Source organism: Dyadobacter ginsengisoli DSM 21015 (genome assembly GCF_059568735.1).
Window position 1 is genome coordinate 505107 of sequence record NZ_JCANTY010000006.1, and the last position, 19136, is coordinate 524242.

A 19136-nucleotide genomic window follows, 5' to 3' on the forward strand; every position below is an offset into this window, starting at 1 on the left:
CTTTTGCGTATGATAAAGTGAGTAGGAATGTCTGTCAGAAAAGCCCCCGTGCTTTTTCAAGCGCGGTGTCAAGCCCGCTGGAGTCGGAACCGCCTGCCGTAGCGAAGAAAGGCTGACCGCCGCCACCGCCGCGGATATCCTTAGCGAGGTCTTTTACGATCTTACCCGCATTCAGTCCGGTTTCCTGCACGATGTTCTCGGCAATGAACACAGAAAGCTGCGGCTTCCCGCCGATTTCGGTTCCGAAAACGGCGATGAGGTTTTCGATCTGGTCGCGGAGTTCGTAGGACAGCTGTTTCAGGGAATCGGCATGGGGGACGTCCACTTTCTGTACGATCAGATTGAATGTACTGTGGGTTTCCATGTTTTCGATCAGCGTTGCTTTCAGCGTCTGAATTTTCTCGTTTTCGAGGGCAGTGATTTTCTTTTGCAAAGCGGAGCGTTCCTCGATGAGGTTTTCCACCGCTTTGACAAGGTCGGTAGGTCCCTTGAGAAGATCTTTGATCCTGTTCAGGGTTTCTTCCTGCTGGCGCATCAGTTCCAGAGCTTTCTCCCCCGTAACGGCTTCCACACGACGAACGCCCGCGGATACCGACCCTTCGGATATGAATTTGAACACACCGATTTCTCCGGTTGACGGTACGTGGGTGCCCCCGCAAAGTTCAAAGGAGAATTTGGGGTCGAAAATGATCAGCCGAACGAATTCGCCGTATTTTTCACCAAAGGTCGCCGTAGCTCCTGCATCCAGCGCTTGTTGGATAGGTACATTTCTGCGCTCATCCAATGCGATGTTTTCCCGGATTTTTTCATTGACGCGGTCTTCGATCCTTTGCAGTTCCTCGTCGGTTACCTTGGAGAAATGGGCAAAGTCGAAGCGCAGCACCTCATCGTTCAGGAATGAACCTTTCTGGCTCACGTGTGCGCCCAGGACCTCGCGCATAGACGAGAGCATCAGGTGCGTAGCCGTGTGGTTTGCCTTGATCTTGTCGCGACGGTCCACGTCAATCTTCGCGGTAACAATGCCAGCCTCTGACAATGCCTCGTCGAGATTCTTGTCCCGGGAAACATGTACAAACAGGTCGTTTTCTTTTTTAGTATCGACGATCCGAATCCTCTTTCCTTCTTCCTTTCCGTTTATCAGGAGTTCACCGGTGTCACCAACCTGCCCGCCCATTTCGGCATAGAACGGTGTACGATCGAGCACGATATGGTATTCTTCGCCGGTTTTCGTTTTTACCTTGCGATATTTCACGATATGGCTGTGGGTTTCTTCAAAATCATAACCCAGGAACTCCACGCCGTCGTATTCACGCAGCTCTACCCAGTCGGTGGCTTCTTTGGCGGCATCCTGACGGGAGCGTTTTTTCTGCTCTGCCAATGCATCCTGGAATCCGGTTTCGTCGATCTGGAAGCTCTTTTCGCGGGCGATCAATGCGGTAAGGTCAACGGGGAAACCAAAAGTATCGCTGAGCTCGAAAACCTCGTCACCCGGAATGGTATTGATCCCTTTTTCTTTCAGGGAAGTAGTGATGCTGTCGAGTCTCTTCAAGCCGGACTCCAGCGTACGCAGGAAGCTTTTTTCTTCTTCCAGGATCACCCTGCCTACAAATTCCTCCTGGTCTTTCAACTCAGTGAACACATCCTTGAACTGCTCTGCCAGAACCGGCACGAGCTTGTGGAAGAATGGCTCCTGCAAGCCCAGGTACGAATAGCCATAGCGAACCGCGCGGCGCAGAATCCGTCGGATTACATAACCCGCCTTGACATTGGATGGCAGCTGACCATCGGTAATGGCGAAGGAAACGGCCCGGATATGGTCGGAGATCACCCGCATTGCGATGTCTGCGAACGGCTCGTCGTTCTGTCCGTATTTTTTACCCGAAAGGGTTTCCAATACCCCGATCGTGTTCTGAAAAACGTCGGTGTCGTAGTTGGAAGTTTTTTGCTGGATCGCCATACACAAGCGCTCGAAACCCATTCCGGTGTCAACATGGGTGGCGGGTAGGGGGATCAGCGAACCGTCGGCCTTCCGCTCGAACTGCATAAATACCAGGTTCCAGATCTCCACGACCTGCGGGTGATCGTTGTTAACCAGTGATTTACCTGATACTTCGGCTACTTCTGCAGGGGAACGCAGGTCGATATGGATTTCCGAGCAGGGACCACACGGACCAGTGTCGCCCATTTCCCAGAAGTTGTCCTTTTTGTTACCCAAGATAATACGATCTTCGCCTACAATGCCTTTCCAAAGGTCCCAGGCTTCCTGGTCAAACGGTACGCCGTCTTTGGCATCGCCTTCGAAAACCGACACATACAGGCGGTCTTTGGGCAATTTGTACACTTCGGTGAGCAGCTCCCATGCCCACGCAATAGCTTCTTTTTTGAAATAATCACCAAATGACCAGTTACCAAGCATTTCGAACATGGTGTGGTGATAGGTGTCGAAACCTACATCTTCCAGGTCATTGTGTTTTCCTGAAACCCGCAGGCATTTCTGAGTATCGGCGATCCGTCGGGAGGGAGGTGTGCCGTTTCCGAGAAAGAAGTCTTTGAACTGCGCCATTCCCGAGTTGTTGAACATCAGGGTGGGGTCGTTTTTTGCCACAAGCGGGGCCGACGGTACGATTAAATGCTCTTTGCTGCGGAAAAAATCAAGAAAAGCCTGACGTATTTGATGCGAGGTCATTGTATATGTTTTGGTACTATATCAATCAAGAATTTTGCCGCAAAGGTAGCGAAAAATCTCATTTAGTCAGGCTGGTAGGTGAGCTTTCCGATCGTGTATGCTCCAAAGCAGCCCAGGCCGCCCTGGACGTTGGAGTAGATCATTGTTGGCTCAGAGAAAGGATTATCGGTATCCATCCTTAATTGCAGAGAACGATGGTATTTAAAGTAATGTATGTCCGTGTTATAGACCATCATGGTGACTGAAATGATATGGCTCTTGGGATAGAACGGCACCGTTGCAGTGTTCCCGGGTTGGGCCGGAGTGAAATTAGGCATGGTCACTTTTCCCTGGGGTGAGGAGAAGAGCGATCCATCAATGTTTCGATCTGATTGGAATTCGTTTCGTCCCAGCGTATTGTCCCACGCAAAATTGAAGTAATTGCGGATCCTTTTTTCCTGCGGCATTGGATCGGGAATGCTGTATTCAACTTCTGCTGAAGCTCTTACCCGATAATAATTTGTGTCTGCCGGAATATCCTGCCAGTTCATCTTGAGTGTAATGGCAGTGTCCTGCCCGAAAGCTGGGTTGCTGGCAACAACGGTATCCAGGACGTAAGATTTAATAACAGGTGTATTTCTCGGGACGGTGCAACGCGCAGTGATCTCCCTTTTGCCATCCGAAACAAAAAGCGAGTAGGTTTTGGAAGCTTCAATCGGAAATTTACTTTGGTCGATGCTGTACACCTGGTTTTTAATATCAAATGGAAGGATTACTTCGTATGTTCCGTCAGAAATTTTTACCAGTGCATTTTTTATTGCATCTTCTCCCGCTGTGGAGTTCGAAAACAATGGAATGGATTCAGAAACTGATACGCTGATTTTTGGATTCTGGGGCGATAAAAAAGAATGGACAACCAATTTTGACTCCGTTTTGGGTAGGCGCGATTCCGGTATGTTTGTCACAAGTGTTTCGCATGAAACCAATCCGGCGAAGATGATCGGGAGAAAAAGATGTTCGTATTTCATGAGTGTGTGGGTTAGAATTTGAAGTTGTAACTGAACGAGGGCAGTATCGGGAAGAGCGAATATTTTTTTAAAACCTTCTTGCCGGTAGTTCCCTGCGGCGCCATGTCATAGAAAAACGGGTTTTTTCTGTTGTATACATTGTAAATGCCGACCTCCCACGTTCTCTCAAATCGTTTTTTCTTTTTGCGGAATTGAATTGCAATATCCATCCTGTGAAATGGCTCAGCGCGGAAGTTGCTCCTTCCGGAGTATTCACTTAATTCAGTATTCATCAGGTGTTCCTGATCGTCGGCAACACTTCCAAAAAAGTACTCTTGGATACCGGTGTATTTTGACACCGGCAGAGTAAGGGCATTACCTGTACCATACACCCAGTTTGCAGACAACGTAATATGCTTATTGATTTCATAAATGGTAACTACTGATACATCATGCCGCCGGTCATGTCTTGGATAGAATGTTTGTCCAAAGTTTAGTTCAGGGAAGTTCCATTTTGTCCAAGAAAGCGTATAGCCCACCCAGCCCGACAGCTTTCCTGTTTTTTTTCGGACCAGTAATTCGGTCCCGTATGACCATCCCCGGCCAGAGGTGACGTTGTCTTGCCAGCTTGGATCATTGGAATTCTCTCCATTGATATTGATAAACGACGCCCCTTCTTTATAGGATAGAATATGGTTCATCTTTTTATAGTAACCCTCCAGTGTCACAAGTAATGCGGGCCTTTCAATGTCCTTTGCGAAACCAGTTGCAAATTGTTCGGATCGTTGTGGGCCGATTTTGTCAGTTGCCGGCACCCAAAGATCAGTGGGAAGTCCGATCCCGGTATTGGAAAGCAGATGCACATATTGGTTCATTCCGGCGTAGGAGAGCTTCCAGGCAAGGCCCTGTGCCAGCTTGATGGCTGTCGAGATCCTGGGCTCCGGCCGGATGTAAGTTTTTCCCCTGGTGGTAAAAATACTTAACCTCATTCCTGCGTTCATTTTCGTTCCGGCGAAGGGTTGCCAGGTGTCCTCTGCATATACACCTGCTTCAAATGAATTGAAAGTTGGATTTACGGGCGGGGTGGGGTTGGCGATAACAGGCCCTGTGATGGCGATTGCCGATGGGACTGCCCTGTGGAATATCCCTTGCGCTCCCAAGTTCAGGGTGTGTCGCGAAGACGGGTAAAAATCGAAATCTGTTTTAAAACTCAAATCTCTGATCTTTGAATTATAACGGAGCGTGTTTCGATCTGTTTCGACGCCTTTTTGGTTCAGCTCGGCAAAATCACTGGTAACTCCAAAATTAAAGTCGCTGAATATCAGGGAAGAGTTGGCGAATAACTTTTGCGAAAAGAGGTGGTTCCATCGTACTGTGCCCGTTGCATTTCCCCAATTCAGCCCGATGTTAGCCTTATAGGATTCACTTTTTTCATCCATGTAAAAATTGTCCCTGCCAAAATAGCTGCTGATATAGAGCTTGTCTTTTGGGCCGATATCAAAATTCACTTTGGCATTCAGATCGTAAAAATAGTAACCCGGTTTGGTACGATCCTTCAAGACTTTTTGCTGGCGCGCGATGACGGGTGAGGCCAGCAGATCGATGTATGTTCGACGGCCGGAAACCAGAAATGACGATTTTTCCTTTCGGATAGGTCCTTCGAGCGTCAGCCTGGAAGAAATCAGCCCTATTCCACCCTCACCATGCAGGCGGTCTTTACTGCCTTCCTTCATATTCATTTCCACGACGGAAGATAACCGGCCGCCGTATCGGGCCGGAAAGCCTCCTTTTGTAAGTTCGACGCTCTTGATGGCATCACTGTTGAAGACCGAGAAAAAGCCGAACAAATGGTTTGCATTGTAAACCACCGCGTCGTTCAAGATAATCAGATTCTGATCGGGACCGCCGCCGCGAACGTATAGGCCTGTTTGTCCTTCGGTCCCTTTTTGCACACCAGGCATCAACTGAAGCACTTTCAATACATCCTTCTCGCCGAAGAGCGCCGGTATCTTTTTGATTTGGGCGATAGGAACATCGATCTGGCTCATTTGGGCACGTTGGCTGATATCATCGTCACGATTGGCTTTCACGACGACCTCATCCAACTGGTTCATGGAGGCAAGAAATACGTTCAGTTCCATGTTCTTTCGGGGATGTATCCTCCGGTTGTCTCTTTCATAACCCACCAAAGAAAAAGACAGAACAGCGGAATCCGAAGCCGGCACAGTCAGGGAGTAGAATCCGTAATTATTGGTAACAGCGGCATAAGAAGTGCCCTGGATGTATACATTTACGCTAGGAAGTTGTTCTCGGCTCTTTTGTTCCCGTACAAAACCGCTGATGGTTATACGTTGCTGCGCAGCAACGCCAATGCTGTATATCAACAGCAAGGCTGCAAAAGGTATTTTCATGGCCTTAGTTATGGTTGTTGATGAATCAAGGAATTGAACCCTGCTTTTCAGGTTTGGTTATCGGCGTTTAATTGCCCTTGTCTACCAGCCGGAATGGTATTTCCTCGCGGGCGATGTCTCCGTTATCAAATTCAGCGTGAATGTTCAGTATGAGGTCCGATGTCTTTGCAATGTCGTGTAAAAAGGCAGTATTAATTACGATTACCTTTTCATCTTCACAATCACAAGACCATTGCTGGTTGTATATGTATTGTTTGTGATTGTCTATCAACCAAACAGATACATTTTTTCAATAATGCGTTTTTGTTTTCGATTACAGCCTGTACCCGCACGCTGTCAGTGTCCTCTATGTATTGGTTTCTGGCTGGGGATTTAACCGTTATCAAGGGCGAATCTTCATACACCCGTTCTTTCTCTTCACAAGATCCAATGGACAAAGCGATTCCCAAAAGTGGAATAAAAAATGATATTGTTTTCATGTGCATATAGTTTGATAATGATTAAAATCGATCACAAGGTTTATCCTGCTGCGCCAAACCGCTGATGTATTAGTTTTGGAGAATGAAGGGCACCTTTTCCCTGGTTTCGCTATTGTCTGCCATTACGGCAACGATTTCCAGGAAAACGTCCGAGGTTTGATCAATGTCGTATAGAAATGATTCCCGCATTTTAACCTCCTTCACCAATTTACAATCGCAGCTTCTGTTCGTTGTAAAAAGAATTTTATCATTCTTGGTTTTAACAGATACGGAATAGCTGATGACCGTTGTGTTTTGAGGTTTGATGATTGCCTCGATAACGACACTGTCCTTGTCATTGATCCGCTGATGAGGCGTTGGTGAACTGACGGTAATGAATTTGGAATCGACTTCCTTTTCCTTACAGGCTGCGACGGCGATAGCTACACCGATGCACAGTGTTAAACAATACTTCGATTTCATACCAGATCGTTTTTAGTTGATTAATTGAAATTGATATGGAACGGAGTTTATTAATAAGACATATTCAAGGGGAGCTACATATGCTGTGCTGATGAATTTTTAAGCATTCAAATAAAAGTTATTGTAAAGTGCCTCATGCAACCGGGGTCGATCAGCGAGCTGTCCAAGCAGATGGGATTGGTAACAAAACGAATGCATTTGGCGAGCTCAAACACCTTAATATCTTTTTCAGGCTTCCATATGTTGGCTTTAACCCTGCGTTTGAGTCGGGGATTTTGAGTAGTCATCATGATGGGTTTGCTATTGCGATGATGTACTGAAAAGTGCTTCGAAGTTTTTCCACAGGTCGTCCCGTTCATTGGGTTCCAACCCACCAGCTCGGTCGTTGGGGACTGTGCGGTGGATTTTTGGACTACGATACTGACCAGAAAGATCAGAATAGTGAATTTTATACACATGACTTTCAATTCTGGATGAGTAATGGGTTCAAATCTATCTCTATCTGCGGGATAGGGAACAACTTGTGCTTGTCATAGTTAAAATTAGCTTTACCCTGTTCTAAAAGCAATGTCGTGGCGTAATCCTTCCCCCAACGCATGAGGTCGTAGTAGCGATGTCCTTCCAGGGCCAGCTCCACCCGGCGCTCATGACGCAGCTGTTTTCGCAGCGTTGCCTGGTCGCTTAGCGGGATGGCCGGCATTGCGACTCCCTTCCGGCTGCGCACTGCATTGATATCATCCGTCGCATCCTGCAGTCGCAGGTTCTGCTCGATCAGGGCCTCTGCATGGATCAGCAGGATTTCTGCATAACGCAGCACAACATAATTGATCCCTTCCCCATTCGTCCACCCATTCACTCCCTGACCCATGGCGGCGGGATCGAATACATACTTATGTGCAACGTAGCCTGTGACGGTGTTCGGGCCTTTTTGTGGGTCATACGGTTGGCCGAACCGGTCGTCGCCAGGGCTGAATACGCTATACCGCCTGCGAGGATCACCTTTTTCGTACGCGTTTACCAGTTCTTTTGTCGGATTGTTGAGGCCCCATCTGCCAAAATCAAGGCTGATCTCCGTTCCTCCGCCCCAGCCATTGGTTTTGTAAGCTTGCACTTCAAAAATCGATTCAATCGTATTCTGGTTATTCTGGTCATTGAATTGCGCAAGATAATCAGTCGACAGTGCGTAGTCTCCGGACAAAATCACTTCTTCGGACGCCTTCACGGCCTCACCCCACTTTTGTTGGTAGAGGTATACCTTTGCAAGCAATGCAGTGGCGGTACCTTTACTGGCCCTACCCAGATGGGCGGTGCTCCGGTAACTTACAACCGATGGCAAAAGGTCACGGGCCTGTTTTAAGTCCATTTCAATGAAAGTCCATGTCTCTTCTGTCGTGGATCGCGGTACTTTGGTCTCTTCAATCGTCGAGATTGGCTCATCGACAAGAGGTACTCCGCCAAAAACTTTCACGAGATCAAAGTAATACAATCCCCGGAGGAAGTGGGCTTCCCCCAGGCATCGCGCCCGTACACCCACGTTTTTGAAGTTTTTTTCGGGAAGATCAGCAAGACCACGGATCACTGCGTTACATCTGGCAATACCCACATAGGCGCTCCCAAACCAGTCGCGTAAATTCGGATTGTCGGGGAATACATTAAAATCCTGCAAAGCACGCTCGCTACTATTATTGGGATCAACCGGTGTTTCCGTGTCGTCCGACATCACGTCGCCCAAAACCCACATATCATTGAAGTAATGCCCCTGCATCGGATCTCCACGGCCCCACAATAAGGGTTCGTAAGCCGCATTGACGAATAGGACCGCCTGGTCTTCGGTGGTGATACTTCCAAGGACCATTTCACCGATGGGCCGCTTTTCGAGATAATCTTTGCAGCCCGGAGTCATCAGTACTGAGATGAGTAAGATGCATTTAGTCAGACAAGTTTTCATAAGCCTTCCTGATATGTTGTTAAACCTTATAAACCCATGGACAAGCCCAGTAGGAAAATTCTGGACTGGGGATATCTTCCTTTATCGGCACCTACTTCAAGATCTGCTCCGCGGCCGTCTACAAACTCCGTAGAAGGGCCCATTTCGGGGTCGAAGCCGGCGTATCTGGTGATTGTGAATAAATTCTGCGCGGTCATGTACAGGCGTAGACTTGATAATCCGGCTTTCTGAATCAATGACGACGGGAGCGAATAAGCAATCTGAACATTTTTGAGCCTGACATACGATCCGTCCTCGACCCATCGGTCGGAAACACGGACATTGTTATTGGGGTCTGAAATATGGACACGTGGCTCCGTATCGCTGGTTCCGGCGCCGCTCCATCTGCTTTTGACCGAAGCAAATTTGTTGAAGAGATTCGTGCCGCTCTGCGCCCGCATGGCGAGTTGATTGTATATGTCGTTTCCTTGTACGCCTTGAAATAATACTGAAAATTCTAAACTTTTGTAACTGACATTACTTTGGACACCAAATAGCCAGTTGGGGATGGGGCTGCCTATTTTTGACTGGTCTTTGGCGTCGATTACATGATCATTGTTGAGGTCTTTGAAACGAATGTCTCCCGGCGCAGTGCCGATTTCCTGCTTCGCATGGTTTGTCACTTCCTCCGTGTTCTGGAAAATTCCGTCGACCTTGTATCCGTAAAATGCACCGATTTCATCGCCGACAGAAGTACGGGTGAGCAGGTTTCCCTGTGTGCCGCTCACGGGTCCGAGGATATAGCTGATGCCCTGATTTAGTGCTAACACTTTATTTTCCAGTAGCGTAACATTGGCACCGGCACTATAGCGGAAGTCTCCTGTGCTTTTGTTTACGCTCAGGCTCACTTCCACACCCCGGTTCCGGACCGATCCCGCATTAACGCTGATCGTGGAGGCGCCGGACAGCGAAGAAACCGGCTGGTCCAGAAGCATATCGGTCGTCTTTTTCGAAAAGTAATCCGCCGTAAGCAGCAGTTTATCGTTGAAGAACGCCATGTCGATGCCCAGGTCGGTCTGTGAACTGGCCTCCCACACAAGCTTGTCCGAGGCAAGTTTGGCCCCGGCCTTTCCATTGCTCGGGATACCCAGTCCGTCATAATAAGTTTGCGACCCCGGCCCGAATGTGTATTGCAATCCCGTAGCGACTGTATTGTAGGCTGCGTAATTGTCGCCTACCTCCTGATTGCCCAATTGGCCCCAGCTGGCGCGGATCTTCAAATCGGATAAAAAGGGCTGATTATGTAAAAACCCTTCTTCGGATATTCGCCATGCTGCGGAGAACGAGGGGAAATTGCCCCACCGATGACCTTTGGCAAAGCGTGACGTACCGTCGCGCCGGAGGCTTGCACTGAACAAATAACGGTCGCGAAAGCTGTAATTCAATCGGCTTACTAGCGACAGTAACGACCATTCCGTTGCGCTGCCATCCACGCGACCAATGTCAATATTCTGGGCCGCAGAGATATACCGGTTATCAGGGTCGTCGGTTACGAAATTATCGGCTTTCAGTGTGGTGAACTCATAGCGGGCAGACTGTGCGTCTACACTCAGCACAGCGGACAACGCATGTTTGCCGCGGATTTTCTTTTGGAAGGACAACGAGTTTTGCCAGAGCGGGGAGTAGGAGGCATCCAGGTATTCGACGAGTGAATTTGGCGTCGCACCGAATGCCGGGGCGTAATTCTTGTTTTTGGAGTAGTTGATATCCAGTCCGAAATTGCTTCTTAGTTTCAGATCAGCGGTCAGTTCGCATTCCGCAAAGACATTGCCGAACAATCGCAGGCGTTTTCTTCGGTTTTCGGTGCGATAGGCCTGGGCAATCGGATTGGGGTCCATTGCCGATTCTGCGTATTTTCCCTCACTGTCGTAGACGGGGCTAAAAGGCCTTTTGTAAACTGCATTGGCAAGAATTCCGCCTAGTTCGTTAGTACGGATCTGGTTGCCTGTCGAATGGCTGATGGTAAGATTTTGACCAACCTGCCATTTAGGCCTGATCTTGTGAGATGTATTTAACCGGAACGAAATTCGTTTGAAATAGCTGTTAGGCAAAATACCCTGCTGTCCGAGGTATGCCGCTGATAAAGCATATTGTGATTTTTCGGTTCCGCCTGAAAAAGATAAATTGTAATTCCGGGTTGGAGCTGCTTGGAAAAGCTCTTTCAGCCAATCATGATTTTGGCCCAAGGTGTCAGGACGGGCGAATGCCGGATCCTTGTCGGCATTTACATACGCCTCGTTAATAACTGCCGCATATTCCGTCACATTCAGTAGTTGAGGTAGCCGCCAGGCGGTTTGCACGCCGTGATAGGTATCAAAAGCGATTTTAGGAGCATCATTTTTTCCTTTTTTTGTGGTTATCAGAATTACTCCATTCGCTGCCCGCGATCCGTAAATGGTGGCTGCTGCTGCGTCTTTCAAAACGACAATCGATTCAATGTCCCTGGGATTGAACATGTTGAGTGCCTCTGGTCCGGTTGGCGTCCCGTCAACTACATACAGCGGATTGTTGTTGCCGATGGTACCGGTTCCGCGGATCCTGACAGTAACATCCGAACCCGGCGCACCGGAATTGGAGGAAACAAATACGCCCGATACCAGTCCCTGCATGGCCTGATCCAAGCCGCTTACAGGCATTTTCTCAATGTCGGCCGACCTGATCTCCGAAATGGAGCCGGTAATATCTTTCCGGTCCTGAGTGCCATATCCTACGACGACTGCTTCTGCCAGAAACTTGACATCCTGTTCCAGTGACACAAGCAGCGTCGTCTTCCCGTTCAGCTTAACTTCACGTGGGGCATATCCGATATATGAAAACACGAGTACGCCCTTTTCCGAATCGGACGAAAGCCCAAATGCACCGGCCGTGTCGGCCACTGTGCCATGATGGGTGCCTTTAAGCAGGACATTTGCCCCGCGAATCGGTTCGCCGGTAGCCGCATCGCTGACTTTTCCGGAAATGTATCCTGGTGCGTTGGGAACAACCTGACCGGAGATTTCGCTTGCTGTTTCCAGCGGTTGGTCTGGTGGTAATGGAGCAGCCGGACTAGAGTAGGTTTGCTCCTTTTTGGCTGAAATGTAATAAAACCCGTTAGCAGCCTTCCTGAAATGCAGACCATGTTCTTTGAGTAACCGGGTAAGAGATTCTTCTATAGACCCCGTTGTGTAGTCGTGGATGGTAACAAATTTATTGTTTACGAGATCACTGTTGTAAAGGATGGATACGTTAAAAATCTTTTCAAGTTCAGAGAGTGCATTCCGCAATGGTTTCGGTGTTGCAGAAGGAGCAACCTCAGTACGGGGTGCTTCAGGGAGCCGCGTATGCGCAACGACTGCCGGGACCGCAACGAATGAGCTAATGACGGTCATCGCCAACCAATATCGTAGGTTTGTTTTCATAAATCCTGAAAAATTGATCAATAGAATACCGTAAGCCTGTAAGGGCTTGAATTAGAACCACAAGCATTGAGGAACCCTGTTGATCTTAGCGGGCCGAGATAATCACTTTGTCTTTTTGACGGTTGATCCTGAGATCAAAAGAACCGGAGAGGGCTTCTAAAAAAATATCGAGGTTATGGATAGGGGCGGTACCTGAAAGTTTTTTGTCGAGCAGCCGGGGATCGCTGACGGAAACTTCCAAGCCGTAGGTATCCCTGAGCATGTCTGCTATTTCGTGAAGAGGGGTGTTGTCGAAAACAAGTTTGTTGGTGGTCCAGTTGTCATACATCGACGGGTCTATGTTTTTACGCAAAATATTGGGGCCATTCCTGCTGATGTCGATCGTTTCGCCCGGTGTCATGATGACTGGCTGTTCTCCTCCTTTGTTCAGCGTCAGCCGGATGCTGCCTGTCCTCAGCATTACCCGGGAGCCGACAGGCCTGTGCCGGACATTAAACTCCGTGCCGAGCACTTCGATACTGCCGGAGCCGGGCATTACTACCACAAATTTTTTGCGGTCAGGCGTTTTCCTGATCCTGAAAAACGCCTCTCCCCGCAGCTCCACGGACCTTGGCCCTGGAAAGTAGGGCTTCTGGCAGTATGTAATGGCAGAATTGCCATTCAGAACAACCGTCGAACCATCCGGCAGTTCTATACGCCTGATCTCGCCAAATCCTGTTGCATATTGTACGGCAGAATTACCCGCGAGATGGTAAATGGCTAGTGCTGCGGCCAGGACAATCCCGGCAATCGCTGCGGCCGTGGTAATGTATTTTAGCCAGAAAACCTGTTGGGTCTGGATGGACTGAACGCCGGAACCGAGTTCCCGTTCCAATGCGATAAAGTTTTTTTCAATCAGATCATCGGGAACGGCCACCGTTTCTATTGCTCCTTTGCCCATAGTTTCCATCATCAGGTTATCGTATAATTGCCTGTGTTTTTCCGATGCCATGAGTTTAATAAATCTGGTCACTTCTCCTGCCGTACATCTGTTATCGATGAACCGGCGCATCAGGTGATCAGCCTGGATCTGCTTCATATTCGTTTGTTTCTTGCTAAGACCAGCAAGAGACAGCCAACATATGCTCGCGGCGAAAAAATTATTTGAAAAGGGCCAGGAAGATTAATTGAGTAAGTGTGATGTTGTATCGGCGAAGGTAATCTTTTACGGACCGGGTCCCCTTTACAATGTGGTCATTGACTGTGCCCGGTGTGACACCCATCTGAGCAGCCACTTCGTCGTAACTTTTTCCCTCAATTTTACAAAGCCTGAAAATCAGCTTTCGTTGCGGGGGCAGTTGCTCAATGGCTTCCTGAAACAGCCTGTCGTATTCTTGCTGTTGCAATTTTGTGTCAGTGTCCACATGGAATTTTTGAGCCCCGTGTAAGATGAGTTCCATGATCCGCGCCTCCCGTGATGCCCTTGTCAACAGGTTAAGGGTCATGTTCCTGCATACCGTAAAAAGGTAACTTTTGAAGTGACAGATTTCGCTGAGTGTTTCCCTGTTTTCCCAGATTTTAAGAAAGACGTCTTGCACGATATCTTCCGCCAGATCTGTTGATTTGGTGAATTTTAATGCATATGAGAAAATGCCACGGTAGTGGGAAGTGTATAACTGCTTGAATGCAAGCCGGTCGCCTTCTGATAGCAACGGGAGTAGCTCTTCCTCGGAGAAATGTGAATACTTTTGCAAGATGAACGAGTGATAGTGTGTTTTTTGCAAATGTATTCAATTTTAAAAACTCCTCAACAGCAGTGGTTTTTTTTCTTCCGGTCTGACTATTAATACACTAGTAATTTACGGCTCACCCGTGGTAGGCGGCGAGATCGCGTACAGGTCACATGCAGGATGCACGGAAATAATAATTCCCGCCATAAAACGTCGGGACCAGAAATGATACTTCCGTACGGCTTGTTACAGGAAAGAGGGACAGGTATTTCGCCGTCCCAGAGCATAGTGTCCTGGGCGTTCAGGTACGATGGCAGGCAGCGGAGCCATTAGGTAATGTAGCATATTATCTTCATCGTCTTCGGTCTTTTGGTTTGAACCAAGACAATTTTGAATGGTACATATACTGTTTGCCAGAAAAGCACAACGGATTATTCAGTTATCGTACCGGGATACAGCAGGATGAGTTTTTTGATAAAAATTTCCTGAACAGAGCCGCGGGAAAAGTGGCAGATATTGTCATGTAAATAGGATATGTCTAATTATTTGTGGTAATATTTAATTAGCATATGGACCGGGAGGTCGAAAATATGGTTACGGAGCCCTTCTAAAACCGCTCGGTCAGCGAGTATAAACCATTATTCCCTTACTTTTTTAGTAGTAAAGCTTAACAAACAAATAATACTGGATTTGCATAATTCCGGATAACGGTTTGAGAAAGCTGTAAAATTCAATCTACTATAAAATGAAACCGTTTTCAGAGTTATCGGCTGAGGAGTTGGCAATGGAAAACCTCTTCATAAGATGGGTACGGTTTCCGGATGATCCACCCATCCGATCTTTTTGGGAAAACTGGATCCTGAAATATCCCTCGCAAAAGGACACGGTAGCCAGAGCCCGCGAACTGGTACTGATCGCTTCCGACTGGCGACCCGACAGCCTCAGCGGCCAGGAAGTAAACTCTATCTGGGGAAGGATTATGAGCTCACTCGATATCATGGGGGATCGTGACACCGTGGGTAACCCGGGTGTTCAGGACCGGGGCCTTTCTGCCCGTAATATTATTCTTATTCTGATGTCGGTCACGTTCTTGATCTTTGTATTTTATTTTATACTGGGCAATTCCTGAAAAGAGGATTAGTAGTATGTCCTTGCCGGCGGGAGCCTGTCAGATTGGCCTAAATTTATCATACTTTCTGTGTTTCGCTGATTGAGATACAGCTGTATATTTTTCACCAGTTCGGTCAGCTGGTTGATTTCTATCTGTTGCTCCCCTGCATTTGACCGGGTTTTGCCGCTGAGGAGAGACATTAGCTCAATCGGGCAAATGTTGAATGCCTTTGCTATCCTGAAAAACATCTTAATCGTTGGGGACGACTTGTCATGCTCCCAGTCCAGATATGTACTCTGCGTAACTCCGATTTTTTCGGCAGTTTCCCGCGAAGACATTCTGAGTTCATCGCGTAGTTTTCGAAGCAGGACTCCAATTTCCATGGCACAACTTTGAGTGTGTAGAATGTTGGTGACAAATATGGTGTCGTAATGTTACTATTAATAACTGAAATTGTTCAATATTATCACTTTTTTTTTATTCACTACCTTTTGTAAAATAACTTTTATGAATCTGGTGCTGTGTTACGTGTAAATGCACAACTTTTTATAGCAAAATGAACGGATATTTTGTGGTATTATTCTTGGGGGAAATTTAAGTTTGCCAATGATTAGTATCGATATGAAGAAAAGCATTCTCTTTATACCTGCATCAATTCACAGCCATATAATCCCAACCATGTACTTGGCAGACATGGTCAAAGATGACTATAATATCTATTTCGCCGTTACGAACACCGCGTTAGCTGAAATTGTACATATAAATGGTTTCAATTCGGTTTTTACCGGTTCTTTTCGGGTAGCTGTTGGAATGGAAAGTTTTTACATACAGCATTTTAAAAAAAAGAATAGCAGATGGGCATTGTTAAACTGTATACTCAGAGAGGATATATACAGGCATAGGCAAGCAGAATTGTTGGAGCTGGTTGAAAATATCGCACCGGATGTCATAATAATAGATATTTTTAATAGCACCGATTTTCTGGTATTATATGAAAAATTTAAAAACATAAAATATGTGTTTTTAAACCCGATGCTGTCAACTTATGCCGAACAGTTGATGACTGGCGCGGGAGATAGTAAATCAAACGGGAACACGGTTAGAAAAAGAGGCAGGGATAGAAATTTTTTTAACCTACTCGACATCGCCCTTAATCTCGCTGAAACAAGGCAGTTGAAAAAAATAGTTAAGCGGAGCGGGGTTTCGGAAAATCATCCATTTTTTTTTAACAAATTTGGTCGGTGTTTGTTTAAAAATATTCCGGAATTGATTCTCGCGCCTTCTGAACTGGAGTATTTTGGGAATTCTGCCACTGACACACAGCATTACCTCGGATTTTGTATTCAGGAGAATGGAAAGGACAAAGAGCCGGACCCGAATTTTACAAGGGAGTTTGAGGAAATTAAGATAAAGCGGTTAAACGGAACAAAAATCATATATTGCTCCTTTGGGACATATGATCAACAATCCGATGCATTGCTGATCAGCTTTCTGGTTCGGTTACAAGATGCGTTGCTGAATTTTACGGATATTCATTTGGTTATTGCGGTCAATGGTGTCGTGAAGGAATTTTTTGAGAAGACACACAAAAAAAAACCTAATACATCCATTTTTCAATACGTTCCGCAAAAGCAGGTACTTGCAAATGCGGACCTTTTTGTGACCCATGGAGGATTGGGGTCTGTAAAGGAAAGTATTTTTTATGGCGTACCAATGTTAATATATCCATTGGACTTAGCATATGATCAAAATGATAATAGTGAAAAAATAATTCACCATAAGCTGGGAATGAGAGGGGTACTCAGGATCGAAAGTGTTGTGGAGATCAGAGGTAAACTGAAAAAGATGCTTGAAGACGACTCGTTTCAAAAGAATGTGAACACATTCCGCAGTAAAGCTTTGCTGGCTTATGGAACAGATGATACCTTATTTCGGATCAGGAATATATTTAATGGGCATGAAGAAAGAAAATCAAACGAAGAACATCTTTATCGCAGTTGAACATGCATTGTATGCACATCGGCTTACCATTCCATCGTCCTTTATCAAAGACGGCCTGTCTGGTCATCCGGAATTTCCCAGTGTTGCAGCCATTAGCGATTGCCTTCTGGAGTGGCAGATACCCAACATCGCTGCACGTATTTCATCAGAGCAGCTGAGAGAAGTGCCGTTGCCCGCTCTGGTTCATCTGGATGTTCACAACGGAATCTTTGCGTCAATCAGGAAAATTGATGACAATATGGTGCAATGGTTAGACCCCGAGCGCGGCTGGCGCGAGGAAACGTTTGAATCGTTTGTACAGAGATGGAACGGAGTTACTTTAATAATCGAGCCGAATGAGGAATCTTTCCGATATGCAGAGAAGGCAAAAAATTTTCATAAACCGGACAACGTATGGCGGACTCCGTTAGTTTTGTCCGGACTGGTTTTAGCTTTATTTTTGGCGTTGAATATTATTTTACCCCGCTCCGCCGAAGTATCGTCTCTTTTGAATTTTCTGACGTCTGTTAATTGCGTTGGGCTTTTGATTTCCTTGATTCTGCTCTGGCAAAGTATTGATCCGGGCAATGCATTTGTTAATAAATTTTGCTCATTGGGAACACTTGCCAATTGTACCGATCTGCTTCAATCGAAAGCGGCATATGTTACTAAATGGTTATCCTGGGCAGAAGTGGGGTATTTTTATTTTGCCGGAGGGGCAATTATAGGCTTATGCGGAATTGTGCTTGGAATGGATGAAGTTAAAGATGCGCTTATCATTATGAATCTGGTGAGTTTGCCATTTACAGCTTACTCGGTTTATTATCAGCTGTTTGTTGCGCGGCGTGCCTGTTTGTTGTGCACGTCTGTATTAATTGTTCTTTGGGTTGAATTTTTTGGAATTGCAACGATGTATGATCAGGCGATTTGGTCGGCCAGGATTGTCAATATTGATTTACTTATATTGTCCTACCTGTTGCCAATAGTTGTTTGGGCGTTGATGAAAGATTCCTTTCGGATCGTGAAGGAATATAGTGCAATTAAATATTATTTTAGGAAGATTAAATTTTCGAGTGGTGTTTTTAATTCCATATTCGGCGATGCCAAGCCGATGCCTCCTTTGATGGAAGGAATGCACACAATTAAGGTCGGTAATCCGGCAGCGGAGCATGTGTTGACAATTGTTACAAATCCACAGTGTACACCCTGTGCATTGATGCATAAGGATATCAATGATCTATTGATGTTTTCCGACCATGTAAGATGTGAATTTATACTAATTGGCGGTTCGCCCGCGTCGCTACGGGTTGCATCTAAAATATTTTCGGCGTCGGATCCCGGAGAGCGTTTACTCAGTTGGTATCAGGATATCTTTCAAGACTACGACAAATGGAATAAAAAATATCCGGAAGCGATGATTTCAAAAGAGAATGTGGCTCAACTTAAACTTCATGAACGATGGAGCCGGATTGCCGGAGTAAGATCGACTCCAAGTTTATTCTTTAACGGAGTTCAAGTTCCGGAAATGTATAGTGTGAGCGACTTTAAATATGTTCATTATCTATCCAAAGAATCGGTAAATTTTTCGACTTAGGATTTTCGAAAATCATCAATATGTTATTAACTAAAACTGTTTCAAGTATGTCACTATCAAGATTTGACTCATTCGCGCTGACAAGGTCAGAAATGAAAGAAATCAAAGGAGGGGATTTTTACAATTGCAATCTATCCGCGAGCTGGTTTATTTATGACGAAAACCATCCCGAAGGCGGATACTTTACAACTTACAGTTCGAATGCCCCAGGTCCATGCGAAGGGGACGAAAGCAGTTGTAGAAATTCCGCGGAAAGTGGGTGTAAAGACTTGGGTGGATATGGGGACTCAAGCTTCTCCTGCTCCGCGTATTGTACGCCTGTATTTCACTAAG

Annotated in this window: 13 protein-coding genes; 3 read left to right on the forward strand and 10 right to left on the reverse strand. The window is 46.5% G+C overall.

What is annotated here, in order from left to right; genetic code table 11:
* Positions 1–34: 34 nt before the first annotated feature.
* From alaS to BP71_RS23885, 9 genes are all read right to left on the reverse strand, one after another.
* Positions 35–2686: an alanine--tRNA ligase gene (gene alaS / locus BP71_RS23845; RefSeq protein WP_496383905.1), complete on the reverse strand. Its 2652-nt coding sequence runs from the start codon at positions 2684–2686 to the stop codon at positions 35–37.
* Between the two features lie 62 nt (positions 2687–2748).
* Complete coding sequence (locus tag BP71_RS23850) at positions 2749–3693, reverse strand: DUF4249 domain-containing protein (protein WP_496383907.1); 945 nt, start codon at positions 3691–3693, stop codon at positions 2749–2751.
* A gap of 11 nt (positions 3694–3704) precedes the next feature.
* On the reverse strand, positions 3705–6083 hold the full coding sequence (locus BP71_RS23855; RefSeq protein WP_496383909.1) for a TonB-dependent receptor: 2379 nt from the start codon (positions 6081–6083) through the stop codon (positions 3705–3707).
* Positions 6084–6304: 221 nt separating this feature from the next.
* Positions 6305–6562 carry a hypothetical protein gene (locus BP71_RS23860; RefSeq protein ID WP_496383911.1) on the reverse strand — a complete coding sequence of 86 codons (258 nt, stop codon included), beginning with the start codon at positions 6560–6562 and terminating at the stop codon, positions 6305–6307.
* A 69-nt stretch (positions 6563–6631) separates the two neighbouring features.
* The gene (locus tag BP71_RS23865; RefSeq protein WP_496383913.1) at positions 6632–7024 is read right to left on the reverse strand and encodes a hypothetical protein; all 393 of its coding nucleotides are present in this window, start codon (positions 7022–7024) and stop codon (positions 6632–6634) included.
* Between the two features lie 463 nt (positions 7025–7487).
* On the reverse strand, positions 7488–8972 hold the full coding sequence (locus tag BP71_RS23870) for a RagB/SusD family nutrient uptake outer membrane protein (protein ID WP_496383915.1): 1485 nt from the start codon (positions 8970–8972) through the stop codon (positions 7488–7490).
* Positions 8973–8998: 26 nt separating this feature from the next.
* Positions 8999–12409 (reverse strand): SusC/RagA family TonB-linked outer membrane protein, encoded by a 3411-nt coding sequence (locus BP71_RS23875; RefSeq protein WP_496383917.1) that lies wholly within the window; start codon positions 12407–12409, stop codon positions 8999–9001.
* 85 nt (positions 12410–12494) lie between these two features.
* Positions 12495–13487 (reverse strand): FecR family protein, encoded by a 993-nt coding sequence (locus tag BP71_RS23880; RefSeq protein ID WP_496383919.1) that lies wholly within the window; start codon positions 13485–13487, stop codon positions 12495–12497.
* A gap of 61 nt (positions 13488–13548) precedes the next feature.
* A complete protein-coding gene (locus BP71_RS23885) occupies positions 13549–14172 on the reverse strand; it encodes an RNA polymerase sigma factor (RefSeq protein WP_496383921.1) in 624 nt (207 codons plus the stop codon).
* A 691-nt stretch (positions 14173–14863) separates the two neighbouring features.
* On the opposite strand from BP71_RS23885, the gene BP71_RS23890 reads away from it, so the two are divergent.
* A complete protein-coding gene (locus BP71_RS23890; RefSeq protein WP_496383923.1) occupies positions 14864–15247 on the forward strand; it encodes a hypothetical protein in 384 nt (127 codons plus the stop codon).
* Positions 15248–15255: 8 nt separating this feature from the next.
* Here BP71_RS23890 and BP71_RS23895 read toward each other — a convergent pair whose 3' ends face one another.
* Positions 15256–15612 (reverse strand): helix-turn-helix domain-containing protein, encoded by a 357-nt coding sequence (locus tag BP71_RS23895; RefSeq protein ID WP_496383925.1) that lies wholly within the window; start codon positions 15610–15612, stop codon positions 15256–15258.
* A gap of 238 nt (positions 15613–15850) precedes the next feature.
* On the opposite strand from BP71_RS23895, the gene BP71_RS23900 reads away from it, so the two are divergent.
* Positions 15851–17230 (forward strand): glycosyltransferase, encoded by a 1380-nt coding sequence (locus BP71_RS23900; protein WP_496383927.1) that lies wholly within the window; start codon positions 15851–15853, stop codon positions 17228–17230.
* Entirely contained in the window at positions 17139–18803 is a 1665-nt protein-coding gene (locus BP71_RS23905; protein ID WP_496383929.1) for a vitamin K epoxide reductase family protein, read from the forward strand. The genes BP71_RS23900 and BP71_RS23905 overlap by 92 nt, the downstream gene beginning before the upstream one ends.
* Positions 18804–19136 lie beyond the last annotated feature (333 nt).

Excerpts from the sequence above, each read along its gene's own strand:
- BP71_RS23905 (WP_496383929.1), top strand. The coding sequence starts at position 17,139 with ATGGAACAGATGATACCTTATTTCGGATCAGGAATATATTTAATGGGC.
- BP71_RS23865 (WP_496383913.1), bottom strand. The coding sequence starts at position 7,024 with ATGAAATCGAAGTATTGTTTAACACTGTGCATCGGTGTAGCTATCGCC.
- alaS (WP_496383905.1), bottom strand. The coding sequence starts at position 2,686 with ATGACCTCGCATCAAATACGTCAGGCTTTTCTTGATTTTTTCCGCAGC.
- BP71_RS23875 (WP_496383917.1), bottom strand. The coding sequence starts at position 12,409 with ATGAAAACAAACCTACGATATTGGTTGGCGATGACCGTCATTAGCTCA.
- BP71_RS23895 (WP_496383925.1), bottom strand. The coding sequence starts at position 15,612 with ATGGAAATTGGAGTCCTGCTTCGAAAACTACGCGATGAACTCAGAATG.
- BP71_RS23900 (WP_496383927.1), top strand. The coding sequence starts at position 15,851 with ATGAAGAAAAGCATTCTCTTTATACCTGCATCAATTCACAGCCATATA.
- BP71_RS23860 (WP_496383911.1), bottom strand. The coding sequence starts at position 6,562 with ATGAAAACAATATCATTTTTTATTCCACTTTTGGGAATCGCTTTGTCC.
- BP71_RS23870 (WP_496383915.1), bottom strand. The coding sequence starts at position 8,972 with ATGAAAACTTGTCTGACTAAATGCATCTTACTCATCTCAGTACTGATG.
- BP71_RS23850 (WP_496383907.1), bottom strand. The coding sequence starts at position 3,693 with ATGAAATACGAACATCTTTTTCTCCCGATCATCTTCGCCGGATTGGTT.
- BP71_RS23855 (WP_496383909.1), bottom strand. The coding sequence starts at position 6,083 with ATGAAAATACCTTTTGCAGCCTTGCTGTTGATATACAGCATTGGCGTT.
- BP71_RS23880 (WP_496383919.1), bottom strand. The coding sequence starts at position 13,487 with ATGAAGCAGATCCAGGCTGATCACCTGATGCGCCGGTTCATCGATAAC.
- BP71_RS23890 (WP_496383923.1), top strand. The coding sequence starts at position 14,864 with ATGAAACCGTTTTCAGAGTTATCGGCTGAGGAGTTGGCAATGGAAAAC.